Genomic DNA, 15,611 nt, shown 5'->3' with positions numbered 1-15,611 from the left:
AATGGATATTGTATTGATTAAATTGCTTTTAGCACACATCCTAGGTGATTTCTTTCTGCAGCCAGATCAATGGGTAGGAGAAAAGGAACGTTTAAAGTTAAATTCTAATAAGCTCTATCTGCATGTAGCTATTCACGTAGCTTTAGTGTTCGTATTGTTTTGGTCATTCAGCGTTTGGTTGCCTGCACTCATTATCGGAGTTAGTCATTTTGCTATTGATGCCTGTAAGCTATTGTTTCAAAAGACTTCGAATAAGCGGCTCTGGTTTTTTGCAGATCAGGTATTACATATCACTGTAATTGTAGCTTGTTGGCTATCTTTTTACGACGGTGCAAGTATCAACGCCAACTTTTTCTACGATCCACAAGTTTGGCTCTACATTTTTGGCGCTTTGTTACTCACATCGCCAACAGCTATCATCATTAAAGTGCTTATCGCTAGGTTTATTCCTAGCAAGGGATCAATTTCATTACACAATGCCGGAAAATTCATTGGTGTTTTAGAGAGATTGCTCATCTACATATTTATTCTGACTGGCCATTTAGAAGCGGTAGGTTTTTTGTTGGCTGCAAAATCAATTTTTAGATTTGGCGATCTGAAGGAAGGGAATGACCTGAAATTAACAGAATATGTGCTGATAGGTACTTTGCTCAGTTTCGGAATAGCAGTAGCCATATCATTGGGGATTGCACATATCAATTTATAAGGTCAAATTTTTAATTTTGCAGAGAAATGCAATCATTCGAACTAGATAAAACAGACCTTTCTAAGCTGAAAACGGCAATAGATGGTGACGACCAACTGTTAACGCAAACTTTGGCCGAATATCATGCGTCTGAAATTGCGATCTTGTTCGATAATATCAATTCGGAAGATAAACAGCGTATTATCAATTTACTGGAAGTAGAAAAAGCTTCTGAAGTAATTGCTGAGATGAGCGAACAGGCACATCCAGAAGAGTTGTTGATACAACTACATCCTGAAAAGCGTACGGAAATTGTAGAAGAGTTAGATTACGACGACGCTACCGATATTATTTCGCAACTGGATGAAGAAGATCAGCAGGAAATTCTCGAAGACCTGAGCGCTGATGACGCCGAAAGTATCAGGAATTTATTAAGCTACGACGAGGAAACTGCCGGTGGTTTGATGAATACGCAGATGATTAGGGTGAATATCAACTTCACCAAAAAAGATGCGATTGATGAAATTATTAGACAGAGTGAAGAAATTGAAGAGTTTTATACGGTTTTTGTAATAGATGATGATGACACTTTTAAAGGCATAATCTCCTTAAAGGATATCATTAAGGCAAAAGGAAATCCCAAAATTACCGCAATGGTAAAGCCCGATGCGGTGTATGTAAAAGCCGAAACGGATCAGGAAGAAGTAGCCAAATTATTATCTCAGTACAATTTAACCAGTATTCCAGTAGTAAATGATGAACTTAAATTACTAGGACGAGTAACCTTTGATGACGTTATAGACGTTATGGAAGATGAAAATACCGAGGATATATTGAAAATATCCGGTGTATCGGAGGATGAAGAGCTAGCTGGTAATTGGGTTGATGCCGTAAAATCTCGTTTGCCATGGCTAATTATCAACTTAGGAACGGCTTTTTTAGCATCGGCAGTGGTGAGATACTACGAAGACACTTTGGCTCACTTAGCTATTCTTTCTGCTTACATGACTATTATTGCGGGTATGGGCGGTAATGCCGCTACGCAGGCCTTAGCCGTTACTGTTCGACGTATTTCATTGTTCGATTTAACAGATCAGCAAGCGTATAGGACGGTATTAAAAGAATTTACCGTTGGAATGATAAATGGAGCAGCAACTGGTTTAATCGTATTGGTGTTTGCTTACTTCTTTGATGCCAATTTGATGCTTGGCTTGGTGATATTTATGGCGATGACTGGCAACTTGATTATTGCGGGTTTTACAGGTGCAGGCATTCCTTTGATTTTGAAAAGGGTAGGGATAGATCCAGCAATTGCTTCTTCTATTATCATCACCACCTTTACGGATGTTTTTGGTTTCTTGCTATTGTTGGGATTGGCAAGTAAGTTATTGTTATAAAATAAAACAGACTTACGAAGTTTTTAAACTTCGTAAGTCTGTAAAAATCTTTGGATATTTAACGATATCTCTGTTGCACTGCACTTAAGTCAATAGATTAAACTGCGGTTACCCTCGTTTCTATATTTCCTTTTGTAGCTTTAGAATAAGGGCAAACTGCGTGAGCTTTATCTGCAATTGACTGCGCTTCTTCGATACTGATATCGGGAATGTGCACATCTAGATCGGCTGTTAAAGCAAAACCTTCACCATTTTTATTGAAGGATACATGGACATTCACATTTGCATTTGTAGCATCTACTCCTTCAGGTTCGGCTACAGAATGTAAAGCGCCTAAGTAGCATGAACCCCAAGCAGTAGCAAATAATTGCTCCGGATTTGGAGCACCACCCTGTCCGCCCATTTCCTTCGGTTTTCTCAAATCTGTTTCAAAAATTCCGTCGCTAGATTTTGCGTGCCCATCTCTACCGCCAATAACGGTAACAGAGGCTGTATATAACTTTTCCATAATATTTTCAGTTTTCTATGGAACAACTAAATAGGGTTTTAGTTTGTACAAAACTATCAAGATAAATTAAGCCAAGGAGATTATATCTTAATTTTCTCTGTCAATTTGAAAATATCGTAAGATACTTTTTGAATCAGGTCAAACTGTTCTGCAATCACTACGTCTGCATCAGATAGCTCCAGTCCAGAGCTGTTTTTTAATCTGATGAGCGGAACATTGCTTAACTCATCGTTTTGCTTGTTCAGATTTTCACCTGCATTTTCCAAAAGATAATTAGTGTTCTCGGCAATAGGTTTAATATCCTGATAAGATACACAAACGAAATTGTGCTCCTTGATGTATAGCGATAAACTTGCTATATAAGATGATAGCAAGTGATTTAATACCGTAAATTGATGCAGTTCTTTCATGTAAACCTGCTTGCTCTTAGGCTCAGAAAACATGCGCTGAAACATCGAAGCCAGATTGGAAGTGCTTACATAAACTTCCTTACGAGCCAATTTGTAGTTGGTAAGATCAAATCCTTTCTCAAAATATAGCTTGGTAACTTCTTTAAAGTACCATTGGTTAGATTTAATCATATCTGCCATTGCTTCTTTCAATTTTTCATGTTCCCAATTTGGGAATAAAGAATAGCTGCCGATAAATGCAATACCAGAACCGATTAATGTATCATAAATTCTTTCTGTAGCGATATTCATGGTACCCATCCCTAAAAAATCAAAAATGATAAGGATATAAGGTGTCATGAAAATTACACTCACCACATAATTTTTGCGCTGGAAACTATAGCCAGCAATCATAAACAGTATTAGGATAATGAACAATGTGTTTTTATCGTGGATGTAATGCAGGATGCCCATCCCAATAAATGCACCCAAGATAGTGCCGATGATACGGTGATAATTTCTTTCCTTGGTCAAACTAAACCCGGGTTTAGAAATTACCAAAATCGTTAACAAAATCCAATAACTGTGGGCAAAATCTAAACTACGAGCAGCCACAAAACCTACCAACATTACAATGGCTACACGTACCGAATGCCTAAACGTAGAAGAGCTAAAAGTAAGGTTGTTTAACAATAATTTGGTGTTGATTTCTTGAGAGTTCACAAACTTCCCTACATCAACTTCGCCCTTTTTAATTTTGCGTTGCTCTTTCTTGTTAAAGTACTTGTTGATGGTTTTGATACGACCAACAATGTTCTCGATATTAACTTCTATGTTTCTTAAGGCGATGATACCTAAAGTATTGTATTCTTTGTTTTTATGTTGTTCTAAGTCGCTTATTTCCTGACGAAGTTTTTCTAAATCCTTTTCTAAGTTTCCGGCAAGATGTGGTGTGCCGCCACTTTTTAGTGCAAAGGCTATATCATCCAACGAATCTGCAATTTTGTTGATGGCCTCTTCGTAATGTGCTAAAATACCGACCGAGTCGAATTGCTCATGAAGTTGTTTGTAATTGTAATAGGTAGACATTACCTGCTCAAACAGGTCTACCATATCGGTAAATACAATTAATAGAAATCTTCCCTGCGGTGTAGATTCTCGAACAATTTCTCGGGTCTTAAACAGTACTTCACGTACCTCATCTTGTTTCTGGTGCACGTCTACCTGAAGTTGAAGTAAATCGGCGTAGTTCTTTTCGTAATTAGTATTCTGTGAGTAGAATTTAGCCTTAGCTCTTAGAAAATCGGCAACTTCATGTATCGAATCACTTAATGTTTGTTGTGCCAAACGATAGGGGCGTAGCCTGTAAATAAGGTAACTTAAAGAGGTATACCAAATACTTCCAATAAATACCAGCATGCTGTAGAAAATTACGTCCTGCCACGGTCTAACGTCATCAATACTCAAAATCATTATGAGTAGAACCGAAGTACCTATCGAAGCAGCCCGGTTTCCATACAAGAAAAGCATAGAGAAAGCAAAGCTGAAAATCACTAATAAAATTCCTGTGAAGAGATCGCTTCGGTTGGTTAATCCTACAATAATCGTTACCAAGAAAAGAAGGGCTGTGGTTACAAACATCGCATTTCTACGATGGTGTATAGGTCCGGGCGAATCTACAATGCTTACACACAAAGCTCCCAATGAAAGTGTCATTCCATACTGTAGCATCCCAAAATGTGCCATAACTAAAGACGGACATAGCACCCCAAAAGTGATGCGAAGCCCCTCGGCAAAATAGTTGCTCAATAAAAAATCTTGGGTATCTCTAATTGGGCGGTGAAGCATATACAAATCTAACATTATTTGTGCTGAATTAGTTTGAAAATTGGCAGCAAATGCTTCTTTTTATGTATTAAATTCTAATCAGATAAAATGAACATAAAAATACTTTTAGGAATTGGTTTGTGGCTTACAATTTGTAGTTCAGTTGCAATTGCACAAGAAAAACGCGGACGGGCAAGAGATTTTGGCGTATTCACCGGTATCCTTAAAACAGGAAAATACAATGCCATTACCGATGTTGCAGGTGTAAAAGTTGGGCATACTACTCTGGTTAAAGGAGATTCGGTTAGAACTGGCGTTACGGCAATTATCCCACATAGTGGAAACCTATTTCAAGAAAAAGTGCCAACAGCAGCTTATGTAGGTAATGGCTTTGGAAAATCGATGGGCTTGTCGCAAATTAAGGAGTTGGGTAATTTGGAAACACCAATTTTACTGACTAACACCTTGAATACACCGTTGGTAGCCAATGCACTATTGGATTATATGTTGGCACTGCAAGGAAATGAAAATGTGCGTTCGGTTAATGCTATGGTAGGCGAGACTAATGATGGCGGACTTAACGATATTAGAGGTAGGCACGTTAAAACTGAAGATGTACTGTCTGCATTAAAGAATGCAAGTGCTGGTGTGGTTATCGAAGGCTGTGTTGGTGCAGGAACTGGTACCGAAGCTCTAGGTTTTAAGGGAGGAATTGGGACGGCTTCACGGGTGTTGCCAGTTTCAAAGGGTGGCTATACAGTTGGTGTGTTGGTGCAATCTAACTTCGGGGGTGTATTGCAAATTAACGGAGCGCCTGTAGGCCGTGAGCTAAATAATTTCTACCTCATGGATAAGAGTAAACCTTACAAAGCTGACGGATCGTGTATGATTATTATCGCAACAGATGCGCCGCTGTCTGATCGAAATTTAGAAAGGTTGGCCAAACGTTCTTATATCGCTTTCGGTAATGTTGGTGCCTTTTCTTCTAATGGCAGTGGCGACTATTCCATTGCTTTTTCAACTTACGAGAAAAACAGAATTTCGCACCATACAAAAGATAAAATCCGAAACATCGACGATTTGAATAATGAAGAATTGTCGCCATTATTTTTGGCAGTGTGGGAAGCAACAGAAGAAGCTTTGCTAAATTCGCTGTTTAGCGCACACGATACAAAAGGGATAAACGGGAGAGAAGTGAAGGCTTTGCCGATTAAAAAAACAGTGGAGATTTTGAAAAAATATAATGCAATCAATCAAAATAAGCTGCCAATGGCGATAGAAAAATAGCAAAGTTTGCTAATTATGTTAATAATTTGAATGTGAATAACTTAAGTGATTATGTGCGGAATATTTAGTTTTTGGCAAAATTTCAATATTTTTTATCCGAATATCGCTGTTTGTAAGTGTTAATTATATGGTTTATAACTTGTTAATAAAATAATTGAATTTTTCTTGACAAATATTGCTTTTGCTACTAATTTAGATCATATCAAAAACGAAGTACTTTGACCGTCTGAAAAAAATCCAAAACGAAAATCAAGCTGAAAAGCTACAAATTTTCGGGATCAAAATTGTATCAGCTACTCGCGTCTTTAACGGCCTTGTAGGTTCAAATGAGGTTGAAAAACTGAAAATGGATAATTAGCCAAAGATACTCAGGTCATTCGAAAGAACGGATGGAGTTAGGCAAAAGGGTTTAAGACCTAAAACTGAACAATAAACAGACATTGGTGGGAAAAACTGGAACTCTATGGAGAGAAAGTTTGAGAGCATCATTTTAAAGCAGAACAATCGAAAGATAGGGAAGCAAAAGAGTTCAAGTAAAATCGATTGATAGCTTATCATTGTTTACGAATAAAGATAAGTTTAAAACGGAGAACCAAATCGAAAGAGGCAGTTCTCCGTTTTTGTTTGGAATGGATTTCATTTAGCCTGCTTGCTTTAATTTTTAGAAAATTTACTGCAATAGCTTGTCGCAACATTAGCCCCGCTTTCCGCTATATTCCCGAAAAAATCGGGATATACCGCATCAATCGGGTTTAATAAACTTAAGCCTATGCACCGCACTTGCATTTTAAACTCGACATTGGCAGATACCGGCCTTGTGGCTAAGTCCAGTGCAGTATGAGCCTATGGCGGGACTACTAGACAATAGCACTACTGATATTGCTTTTCAAATTATCCAATTCTAGCCAAAAGGTTTTCCTTTTCTAGCTATTTAATCTTAATTTTATTACATGGCAAAAAAGGATCATCCACAGCTTTCTAAAAAGATTTTTGTATTAGATACTTCAGTTATACTATACGATCATGACGCGGTAAACAACTTTCAGGAGCATGACGTAGCTGTGCCAGCCCTAGTTTTAGAAGAACTTGATAACTTTAAAAGTGGAAACGATACCCGGAATTTTGAAGCTCGAAATTTCATTCGTATCATAGATAACGCCTCTAAAAATAATCTGCTCAACAAATGGTTTAACCTCAATAAAAAGAGTTCAGGTAGATTTAAGATACAAATTGAGGAAAACCCAGTAGAGCAAAATGCAGAAACTTTGTTTAGTCAAGGAAAGTTTGATAACCGTATTCTAAATTCTGCTTTAGTGTTGAAGGAAGAAAATCCGACTCACAAGGTAATTTTGGTGTCGAAAGATATCTGTTTAAGATTAAAAGCAAAAGCACTCGGTTTACATGCAGAAGATTACGAAACTGGCAAGATTAAAAATGTTGAAGAGCTATATAGTGGTAAAACAACATTGAACAATTTTGATCTCGTTCTTTTCGATCAATTAAAACAAGAAAAATTTATCGATGCCGTTACCTTAGATTTGCCATACAAGCAAGCTAACCATTTTTATATCCTTAAAAATAAAAGGAAGCTTACACCAGCATTTTATAATGTAAACGACAAAACACTGAAATTGGTTAAAGATGATGTGATTTTTGGTGTTAAACCTCGCAATGCCGAACAGAGTTTTGCCATAGAAGCTTTATTAAATCCAACTATAAAATTAGTAACCATACAAGGTAACGCTGGAACCGGCAAGACATTGTTGGCCCTAGCGAGTGCCTTAGAACAGCGCAGAGAGTATAGACAGATTTACATTACTCGTCCAATAGTTCCACTAAGCAACAAGGATATAGGTTTTTTGCCTGGCGATATTAAATCGAAGGTAGATCCGTATATGGCACCAATTTGGGACAATCTTAAGTTTATACGAGATCAGTTTGCGAAGGACGAAAAAACACAACTAAAGATTGACGAGCTGGTGAGGACCGAGAAGATCGAAATAGCGCCATTAGCCTTTATTAGAGGCAGAACCTTGAATAAGATTTTCTTTATCATAGATGAAGCCCAGAATTTAACTCCCCATGAAATCAAAACGATTATAAGTAGGGCAGGAGAAGATACCAAGATAGTTTTTACGGGAGATATTTATCAGATTGATACCCCATATTTGGATTCGGAGAGTAATGGATTGTCTTACCTCATAGAAAATGCGAAAAACCATCCCCTTTATGCGCATATTACCCTGCAAAAGGGAGAACGTAGCGAGCTTGCTAATTTGGCAACAGAATTACTGTAAGCAGATCTTGTTGCGATAACAGAGTTTACGCTAACGTTTCCGTAACTATTTTAGGCTATCCGTTGCTACCTAATAAGCTAAAATATGTATTATTGGATATCCTTATATAAAGAAAATGAGTAACCATAAACTATTACAAACTTGGCGTTGGTACGGTCCAATTGATCCAGTATCGTTACAAGATGTTAAACAAGCGGGTGCAACAGGCATCGTAACTGCGCTGCATCACGTTCCACATGGTGATGTATGGCCAATTGAAGATATTAAAGAACGTAAAGCAATTATAGAAGCGGCAGGTTTAACTTGGAGCGTAGTAGAAAGTGTGCCAGTTCACGAAGCGATTAAAACACGCAGGGCTGATGCGGATAAATATATTGAAAACTATAAGCAGTCTTTAAGAAATCTAGCTGAGTGTGGCTTAAAAACAGTTTGCTATAATTTTATGCCCGTATTAGATTGGACCCGAACGCAGCTGGATCTAGAAATGCCAAATGGTGCGAAAGCGCTATATTTCAATTGGACAGATTTGGCCATTTTCGATTTATATATCTTTAAAAGAGACGATGCAGAAGCTGACTACGATGCTAATATTCTAGCAAAGGCAAAGGCTAAGTTTGCAACAATGAGTAAAGAAGAAATTGATCTTTTGCGTACTAACGTGCTAATGGGTATCCCAAATGAAAAAGAGATAGAATTGGAAACGCTTAGAGCGAGTATCAATGAGTATAAAGCTATCGGACATGACGGTTTGCGAGAGAATTTAGCATGGTTTTTATCGAGCATAGCTGAAACTTGTACAGAGCTGGGCATTAAGATGACCATCCATCCAGACGATCCTCCTTACTCAATTTTAGGTTTGCCTCGTATTGCTAGTACCAAAGAAGATTTTATTGATATCTTGAAAAGGGTAGATCAACCGTTTAATGGTGTTTGCTATTGTACAGGTTCGCTTGGCGCTGGTGTCAAAAATAATTTGGTAGAAATTTTCGAAGCTGTTAAAGACCGTGTGTATTTCTTGCATCTACGTAATGTGAAAAGGGATGAAGAGGGTAACTTTTTTGAAGCAGACCATTTAGGTGGAGACGTGAATATGTACGAGGTGATGAAAGCCGTAGTAGCTGAAAATGCTAAGCGTATAGATCCTATTCCTTTTAGGCCAGATCATGGGCATCAGATGTTGGATGATTTAAATAAAGTAACTAATCCTGGATATTCAGCTATAGGAAGGTTACGCGGTTTAGCGGAACTACGTGGTTTAGAGTTAGGTATCTCTGGGAACTATTAAACTGATAAAATTTTCAATTTTTTTTCAGTTTAATACGGTAAGAATTATATCTTTGCACCACCATAACGAAAACGACCATTGGTTGTTATCATTATAAGGGCCTCCATAGCTCAGCTGGATAGAGCACCGGTTTTCTAAACCGTAGGTCACAGGTTCGAATCCTGTTGGGGGTACTAACGAGATTTAAGTTCGATTTTGGAAAGGGTTGCTCATTAAAAAGCAACCCTTTTTCGTTGATTTTCAATAAGTTGTGATGGAATGTTTCGTCTAGGAATTTAGTTCTAAATGACCCATTACCCCAAAAGAGATTATCTTTGAACACCCCTCTAATCAACGTATGCTTTTGAGCTATATTACCTTTGTCGTAAAGTTCTCTGAGGTTTGCCAATCGTGGCAAAAGCCGCTCTATGTAGTTGTCGTCATTAGTGAGCTTTGATTTCTCTCTACCATTTATTGCGTGTTCCAAAAGCGCTTTATCCGCCTTCAATTTTTTAAACCAGGTTTGGTAAGTAGATTGTTCTATTTCGTCGTTGATCAAACGCTCTTCTAGCTTATAAATCTTTTCATTTACCTTTTGTAGCTCTTTGAAATTTTCTTGATCATGTCTTTTCTTTTGTTTTAAGGGTTCAGCTAGCATAGCCTTAGATGTTTCTAACAAGAAATCTATATGGTGCTTCTGAAAACTCAAACCAGATAGGAGCTGTTCGAATTTTTCGTGTAGTACGTTACCCGGAATATTTACATTGGTATGTTCTATACATCTGTAGTATAGATAGTAGTTTTTTGAACCTTTGGACCATCCAGCGGTCATTTTGGTGCCGCACCAACATCTAAGTAAGCCACGTAACGGAAAGTCCTCGGCTGGCTGAATTCTGGTTTTACGTCGGCTTTCAGCCAACATTCTTTGAGCCAGCCAAAATTGATTTTCTGAGATAATTGGATCATGTATCCCCTTGACATACTTTTCAGGTAATTCCCTATAAGCGGGTACCCTGATAAGACCAGCATAAAGACTGTTTTTTAGTATACTGAAAATAGCATTATGTCCTGTCTGTTTGAAGCCGATGGATTTTGCATTTTTGTAGATGAGATATGGAGGAACACCCGATATATATTCGTTGAAAATCCTTTCTACTATAAATGCCTGAGCTGTCTCGACTTCGATTAAATTCCGTTTCGTGCCGTCAATGACGTTGCGGTATCCAAATGGTGCCCTTCCCAAATAGCGTCCATTTTCCTTGGCATTCCTAATTCCCTGCTTGGTACGTTTTCTGATATTGAAAAGCTCTTTATTGGCCATCATATAATCCAATGCCCTTTTCATAAAGACGTCTGGATCAGAAGTGTCGATGTCAATGCGCTCTGTGGTTGCAATAACCTTTACACCATATTTTTTTTCCAGTTCAGCGATTTTGATCAAAGCCTCTGGCAGATTTCTGCTGAACCGGTCATGATCAAGTACAATCAGGTATTGGCATTCGCCCTTGTATTTCTTGACGTAGGCTTCCAAGGCCAAATAGTCGGGCCGGTCAAACGTATAGCTGCTCTCCCCGTTATCTTTGAAAATGTCGATTACTCTCAGGTTGTTGCGTCTGCAATATTCCCTAATGGTACTCTCCTGGTACTCGAGTGACTTGGACTGATCCTTTGCGCTCAAACGCATATAGCCAATAGCATTCATAGTTCTTCGTTTAAAATAATTTCAATCATTATTCCTGCTAATAAAGTTAGTAAAATACGCTCGTTTTCGGTAATGTTCGACTTTTTATTGGTATCATTTTTCTTTATACTTCCAAAGGATTTAGGAAGGTTATCTACTATTAACACAGGGTGTGATCTTTTTGACTTGTTTTTTTTAACGCCCATAATCGCATGTGTTTTCTACAATTATGGGCGTAAAAATTGTTTATTCTTGACAAGCTGTTAGTGACTTGCTAAGAAAATATTCGATTTCAGATAATGCTTCTAGAATCTATGGCTGAGCGTCGCTGAAATACCTCCATTACTGTAGTAGGGCATCACGACCGGACCATTTCCTTTCTTGGAGAATACCCGTTTGATTTTTGGATAAAGCCAGTAAGCCGCCTGTGTGGAAAGTACGCCGACACCAGCACCAGCAACAACATCGCTGAACCAGTGCTTGTTATTGTACATTCTGAACAGGCCGACCGATGTTGCCATAGTGTAGCTACCTAAAGTGTACCATACCGACCTATCCCCGTATTCGCGTCTCATGAACTCAGCAGAGGCAAAGGCTTCGGCTGCATGCCCCGATGGAAAGGCGTTGGAGGTGCCGTCAGGCCTAGTAACGGCGGTTGCATTCTTTACGCCTTGGGTAAATGAGTTCAAGATCACGTTCGAAACCAGGTATATTCCTGCCTGATCTAGGGTTTTGTTCCTGCCCTTTACCCCAGAAAGGCTAAGGGCGAGCGTGGCTGCTCCTGGGGCGAACTGCATGTAATCGTCGATCCTGATCCTCTTGTGGGGATGTTCGAGATAAAATTCGTGCCGTCCGGCCTCATCGAGGTTCTTCAATGGCGTGGCACCGAGTGTGGCAAATCCATAGGCCAGTCCAGCAGCTGGGATGATGGCTGCTTTCCATTTGAAGCGCTCTTCTTTTGGTAGCTCTGTGATAGCGGCTGTATCGACATTGGTAGCTAGCTGCGCCTGAGCGCTAAAGTAAAAAAGGCAAATAATGATGCTAAATATATTTTTCATGGGTGTTTTATTTTTTGAGTCTTAATCCGTTGTTTTTGTATAGATAAAATGCGGACTGATAGTAAGCAATTGCTCGTTCTACTACCGATTTCGGTAAACTTTTGGACGACTGTTCGTTTGTAATGGAATTATAGATGAATGTTTCTGGTTTCTTTTTGGGGCTGAGGACGACCAGTGAATCCCCCTGTAATAATGCCAACTTCTGATAGGTTCCCAATAATGCCCTTGGACTGTAGGTATTGTCGAGTACATTTTGACCATAGGTATTGTTCAGGTAGCTCCAGCCCATCTTGGCAAACAAGGTAGGATAGAGGTCTATTTGGGAGCATAACGGAGTGATGACTTCTGGATTGGTGTCCTTAAGGTTATATACCATCGCTGGTATCCTGTACTTGGCAATATCGATCTCATTTTTCCCCGCACTGGAAGCACAGTGGTCTGCGATAAAAATAAATACCGTATTGGCAAACCACGGCTTGCTCCTAGCTTCAGTCAAAAATTTTCCTATCGCATGATCAGTGTATTTGACCGCGCCCTCCCGGCCTGTTCCCGAAGGGATATCTATGCTTCCAGCGGGATAGGTAAAGGGACGATGATTGGAAGTCGTCATCACGAAGTGGTAGAAAGGCTTTCCATTTGCCGATGAACTATCCGAACTACGGATCACCGAACGGTAAAGGTCGCCATCGCTGATCCCCCACGCGTTTTCAAACATCACCTGATCGTCTGCTATCCTAATCCTTTTACCCTGGTAGGAATCTCCCACTGTAAATTTTTTTCCACGATCTACGATGTCAAAACCATTACTTCCAAAATATTGGTTCATGTTATCGAAGTAACCATCCCCGCCGTAGAAAAAGGTGGTCTGATATCCCTTGTTCCGGAAAATACTGCCGATGGTCGTTAGTCCAGCGTTATCTTTTCTTCTCACTATACTGTTACCAGGGGTCGGAGGAATAGCCAGTGAAAGGGCTTCCATTCCCCTTACCGTTCGGGTTCCCGTAGCGTACATGTTTCTGAAGAAGAGGCTGCGGGAAGCGATCGAATCAAGGTTGGGGGTAAGGCCTTGGGTATTTCCGAACCTGCCCATGAAGTCCGCACTGAAGCTTTCCAGTACCACCATGATCACATTTGGGCTTTTCTCGGTCAGTCCTCCCGTGATCCTTCTTTCGATGGATGTCGCGTTTTTGGTAAATTGCGCATTGGGCCGTTCCAGCTGTTTTCTGATGATCCCTATCGCTTTGGCATCATTGATGATAGGATAGAACTGGTTATAGTTTAGTTCGTTGCTCCTAAAAGCAGCTACAAATGAATAGATGCCCGCCTTAGAGAGTTCATTCTGGTAACGGTTTAAACTGCCTTCCGACCAAGAGTTATTCGTTGTCCACAACAATACGGAGCAAACGAAGATGATCGATAACGTCATCGTTAGCCTGAAACCGAGTTTGGCTTTACTTCTGCTACTTTTGGAGATTGCCCTGGAATGAAGTAGGGTAATCAGCAAAGCTGCGAGTATTACACAGCTGATCAGTATGGGAAGCGGATAGGACTGGTTGATATTGGCTATTACTTCGTAGGTGTAGATCAGATAATCTACAGCGATAAAATTGAAGCGGCTTTCAAATTCAGACCAAAAGGTATATTCGGCAAAGAAGGAGAATACGGCAATAAATGACATCAGGAAAATAATAAGATAGCTCATGACCTTGCCAAACGGCGAGCCCAGCACTTTATTCCCGGATAGCAGCCATAACGCATAGGGGATGGTAAAGCAGATGGCTACGGTAAAATCGTATACCGTTCCTTTTGTCAACGTGACTAGGACTCCAGTAAGGCTAAGCCCCGAATCTGGCGAGGAAATGACCATCAATAGTATCCGCAGACCTAGGGAAGCGGTAAGGAAAAATAATATGAATAACCTGAGCGCACCGTAGCGTAGCAGGCTATTTGATCTGTTGTGATTAATCATGATTAAACGATTGAAAATAGAAATGTGTTAGCCTTCAAGGTCCAAGAACCATTCTTCCGCTTGGGCAATGGCCTGTCGTACCAGCTGGGGATTAGACTGATTTCCCTCGCTTATCAATTTGTTGGCTATCTCAATAGCCTTTTGACGTACCCTGGGTTCCAGGTCGTCCATTTCCAGTGGGAAATATTCCATGGTCCATTCCATTTGAAATGTATGGGGTTTGTGTCCCTTTTGGGACAGATACAACGGTTCCCGCTACCTTCTTCAGCGATGTTCCCAAGCTTGGGCGAGCATCGCTAGTTGTGATATTGGACAATAACTAAAAGGATGCTACCAATTAAAAAAACTAGTAACCATAAAGTTCAGCTGTATAGTTTTGGGGGTTGCCAGATGCCGATACTGATTTCTAATGTAGGAGCACAGGTGTGTAGGTTATGGGTTGTGTTTGGATGAATAGCTATTGGAGGTACGAGCTGTGAAGTAAAGAAGGTCAGCGATGGTGTGGCGCAACAGGCACACTGACAGAATGGACTGCACTCATCAGCTTTGACAGCTCCGTGGTCGGAAGACCGGGGGCCTGCAAGCGATGGGCTGTCCGCTTGGTATTCCGTGTCCACCATGAGCACATCCTGACATGGCCACGATAACTGTAGCAACATGATGGAAAGAAATAGCAGTACGGTGGCCTTCATCGGTGCAAAAATATAAAAATATTCATAGTATATTCCACATTTACAAATCGTTCATAGTAACGCCTGGAGGCATGATTTATTTTTTATGACATTTTAAAGATCGAGCTTTTTATAAAAATATTTGCTTTTTTAAAATAATGTTTAGCTTTGTGTCCAATGAAACACGTCGCATTCATAATGGTTATCTATCTCATGGGCATGATGATGCTCCCATGCAGTGATGCCTACAATGAATGTAAGTCGAGCCAACAACAGCGGCAGTCGAGGGTGGAGATGGCAGACGACCATAGCCACAGGTCGGACGCCAATGACAATTGTAGTCCGTTCTGCAACTGTAGCTGTTGCCATACGACCATCGACAGTAAATTCCTAGCCAAAAAAGAGGAAGACCCGAAACCTGTGTATGAGGAACTAAAATTCCTTTTCACGGATCAACGTTTTGTTTCCAACTACTACGGAAGCATCTGGCAGCCGCCCAAGCTGAATAGCTAATCATTACTTTTTTCGGAACAGAAGTCCGTACATGCCGCTAGATGTGGCCGTGTCCGCCTGTACTT

Annotated in this window: 12 protein-coding genes, 1 tRNA gene and 1 pseudogene; 7 read left to right on the top strand and 7 right to left on the bottom strand. The window is 39.9% G+C overall.

Translation table 11 applies throughout. The annotated features are described in order from the left end of the window. Position 1: 1 nt before the first annotated feature. Together AC23ME_RS06170 and mgtE are read left to right on the top strand one after the other, a co-directional pair. A complete protein-coding gene (locus AC23ME_RS06170) occupies positions 2-706 on the top strand; it encodes a DUF3307 domain-containing protein (protein WP_487726885.1) in 705 nt (234 codons plus the stop codon). A gap of 26 nt (positions 707-732) precedes the next feature. Further along, a complete protein-coding gene (gene mgtE, locus AC23ME_RS06165) occupies positions 733-2,082 on the top strand; it encodes a magnesium transporter (RefSeq protein WP_487726884.1) in 1,350 nt (449 codons plus the stop codon). Positions 2,083-2,179: 97 nt separating this feature from the next. On the opposite strand, the gene AC23ME_RS06160 is transcribed toward mgtE, so the two are convergent. Continuing rightward, positions 2,180-2,590 carry an organic hydroperoxide resistance protein gene (locus AC23ME_RS06160; RefSeq protein WP_487726883.1) on the bottom strand — a complete coding sequence of 137 codons (411 nt, stop codon included), beginning with the start codon at positions 2,588-2,590 and terminating at the stop codon, positions 2,180-2,182. Positions 2,591-2,670: 80 nt separating this feature from the next. Next, positions 2,671-4,842: an FUSC family protein gene (locus AC23ME_RS06155; RefSeq protein ID WP_487726882.1), complete on the bottom strand. Its 2,172-nt coding sequence runs from the start codon at positions 4,840-4,842 to the stop codon at positions 2,671-2,673. A gap of 72 nt (positions 4,843-4,914) precedes the next feature. Here AC23ME_RS06155 and AC23ME_RS06150 point away from each other — a divergent pair, with 72 nt between their 5' ends. From AC23ME_RS06150 to AC23ME_RS06135, 4 genes are all read left to right on the top strand, one after another. Further along, a complete protein-coding gene (locus tag AC23ME_RS06150) occupies positions 4,915-6,093 on the top strand; it encodes a DmpA family aminopeptidase (protein ID WP_487726881.1) in 1,179 nt (392 codons plus the stop codon). Between the two features lie 950 nt (positions 6,094-7,043). Continuing rightward, complete coding sequence (locus tag AC23ME_RS06145) at positions 7,044-8,390, top strand: PhoH family protein (RefSeq protein WP_487726880.1); 1,347 nt, start codon at positions 7,044-7,046, stop codon at positions 8,388-8,390. A 115-nt stretch (positions 8,391-8,505) separates the two neighbouring features. Then, positions 8,506-9,675: a mannonate dehydratase gene (gene uxuA, locus AC23ME_RS06140; protein WP_487726879.1), complete on the top strand. Its 1,170-nt coding sequence runs from the start codon at positions 8,506-8,508 to the stop codon at positions 9,673-9,675. A 99-nt stretch (positions 9,676-9,774) separates the two neighbouring features. Then, positions 9,775-9,848, top strand: a tRNA-Arg gene (locus AC23ME_RS06135). 617 nt (positions 9,849-10,465) lie between these two features. Here the strand turns inward: AC23ME_RS06135 and AC23ME_RS06130 are convergent. The 5 genes and pseudogenes from AC23ME_RS06130 to AC23ME_RS06110 all read right to left on the bottom strand — a co-directional run. Further along, positions 10,466-11,338 (bottom strand): annotated as a pseudogene (locus AC23ME_RS06130) (recombinase family protein); the annotation flags it as partial. Between the two features lie 14 nt (positions 11,339-11,352). Beyond that, a complete protein-coding gene (locus tag AC23ME_RS06125; protein WP_487726878.1) occupies positions 11,353-11,541 on the bottom strand; it encodes a hypothetical protein in 189 nt (62 codons plus the stop codon). Between the two features lie 99 nt (positions 11,542-11,640). Beyond that, complete coding sequence (locus AC23ME_RS06120; RefSeq protein ID WP_487726877.1) at positions 11,641-12,393, bottom strand: phosphatase PAP2 family protein; 753 nt, start codon at positions 12,391-12,393, stop codon at positions 11,641-11,643. Positions 12,394-12,400: 7 nt separating this feature from the next. Then, a complete protein-coding gene (locus AC23ME_RS06115) occupies positions 12,401-14,362 on the bottom strand; it encodes an LTA synthase family protein (protein WP_487726876.1) in 1,962 nt (653 codons plus the stop codon). Between the two features lie 27 nt (positions 14,363-14,389). Then, on the bottom strand, positions 14,390-14,554 hold the full coding sequence (locus tag AC23ME_RS06110; protein WP_487726875.1) for a DUF2188 domain-containing protein: 165 nt from the start codon (positions 14,552-14,554) through the stop codon (positions 14,390-14,392). A 656-nt stretch (positions 14,555-15,210) separates the two neighbouring features. On the opposite strand from AC23ME_RS06110, the gene AC23ME_RS06105 reads away from it, so the two are divergent. Then, complete coding sequence (locus AC23ME_RS06105) at positions 15,211-15,546, top strand: DUF6660 family protein (protein ID WP_487726874.1); 336 nt, start codon at positions 15,211-15,213, stop codon at positions 15,544-15,546. Positions 15,547-15,611: the final 65 nt, after the last annotated feature.

Source organism: Pedobacter sp. T50_32, from assembly GCF_057652195.1.
This window is presented reverse-complemented; position numbering and strand designations above follow the sequence as displayed.

What these genes read in the sequence shown, in the direction of transcription:
- AC23ME_RS06170 (WP_487726885.1), top strand. Translation starts at nt 2, where the DNA reads ATGGATATTGTATTGATTAAATTGCTTTTAGCACACATCCTAGGTGAT.
- mgtE (WP_487726884.1), top strand. Translation starts at nt 733, where the DNA reads ATGCAATCATTCGAACTAGATAAAACAGACCTTTCTAAGCTGAAAACG.
- AC23ME_RS06160 (WP_487726883.1), bottom strand. Translation starts at nt 2,590, where the DNA reads ATGGAAAAGTTATATACAGCCTCTGTTACCGTTATTGGCGGTAGAGAT.
- AC23ME_RS06155 (WP_487726882.1), bottom strand. Translation starts at nt 4,842, where the DNA reads ATGTTAGATTTGTATATGCTTCACCGCCCAATTAGAGATACCCAAGAT.
- AC23ME_RS06150 (WP_487726881.1), top strand. Translation starts at nt 4,915, where the DNA reads ATGAACATAAAAATACTTTTAGGAATTGGTTTGTGGCTTACAATTTGT.
- AC23ME_RS06145 (WP_487726880.1), top strand. Translation starts at nt 7,044, where the DNA reads ATGGCAAAAAAGGATCATCCACAGCTTTCTAAAAAGATTTTTGTATTA.
- uxuA (WP_487726879.1), top strand. Translation starts at nt 8,506, where the DNA reads ATGAGTAACCATAAACTATTACAAACTTGGCGTTGGTACGGTCCAATT.
- AC23ME_RS06125 (WP_487726878.1), bottom strand. Translation starts at nt 11,541, where the DNA reads ATGGGCGTTAAAAAAAACAAGTCAAAAAGATCACACCCTGTGTTAATA.
- AC23ME_RS06120 (WP_487726877.1), bottom strand. Translation starts at nt 12,393, where the DNA reads ATGAAAAATATATTTAGCATCATTATTTGCCTTTTTTACTTTAGCGCT.
- AC23ME_RS06115 (WP_487726876.1), bottom strand. Translation starts at nt 14,362, where the DNA reads ATGATTAATCACAACAGATCAAATAGCCTGCTACGCTACGGTGCGCTC.
- AC23ME_RS06110 (WP_487726875.1), bottom strand. Translation starts at nt 14,554, where the DNA reads ATGGAATATTTCCCACTGGAAATGGACGACCTGGAACCCAGGGTACGT.
- AC23ME_RS06105 (WP_487726874.1), top strand. Translation starts at nt 15,211, where the DNA reads ATGAAACACGTCGCATTCATAATGGTTATCTATCTCATGGGCATGATG.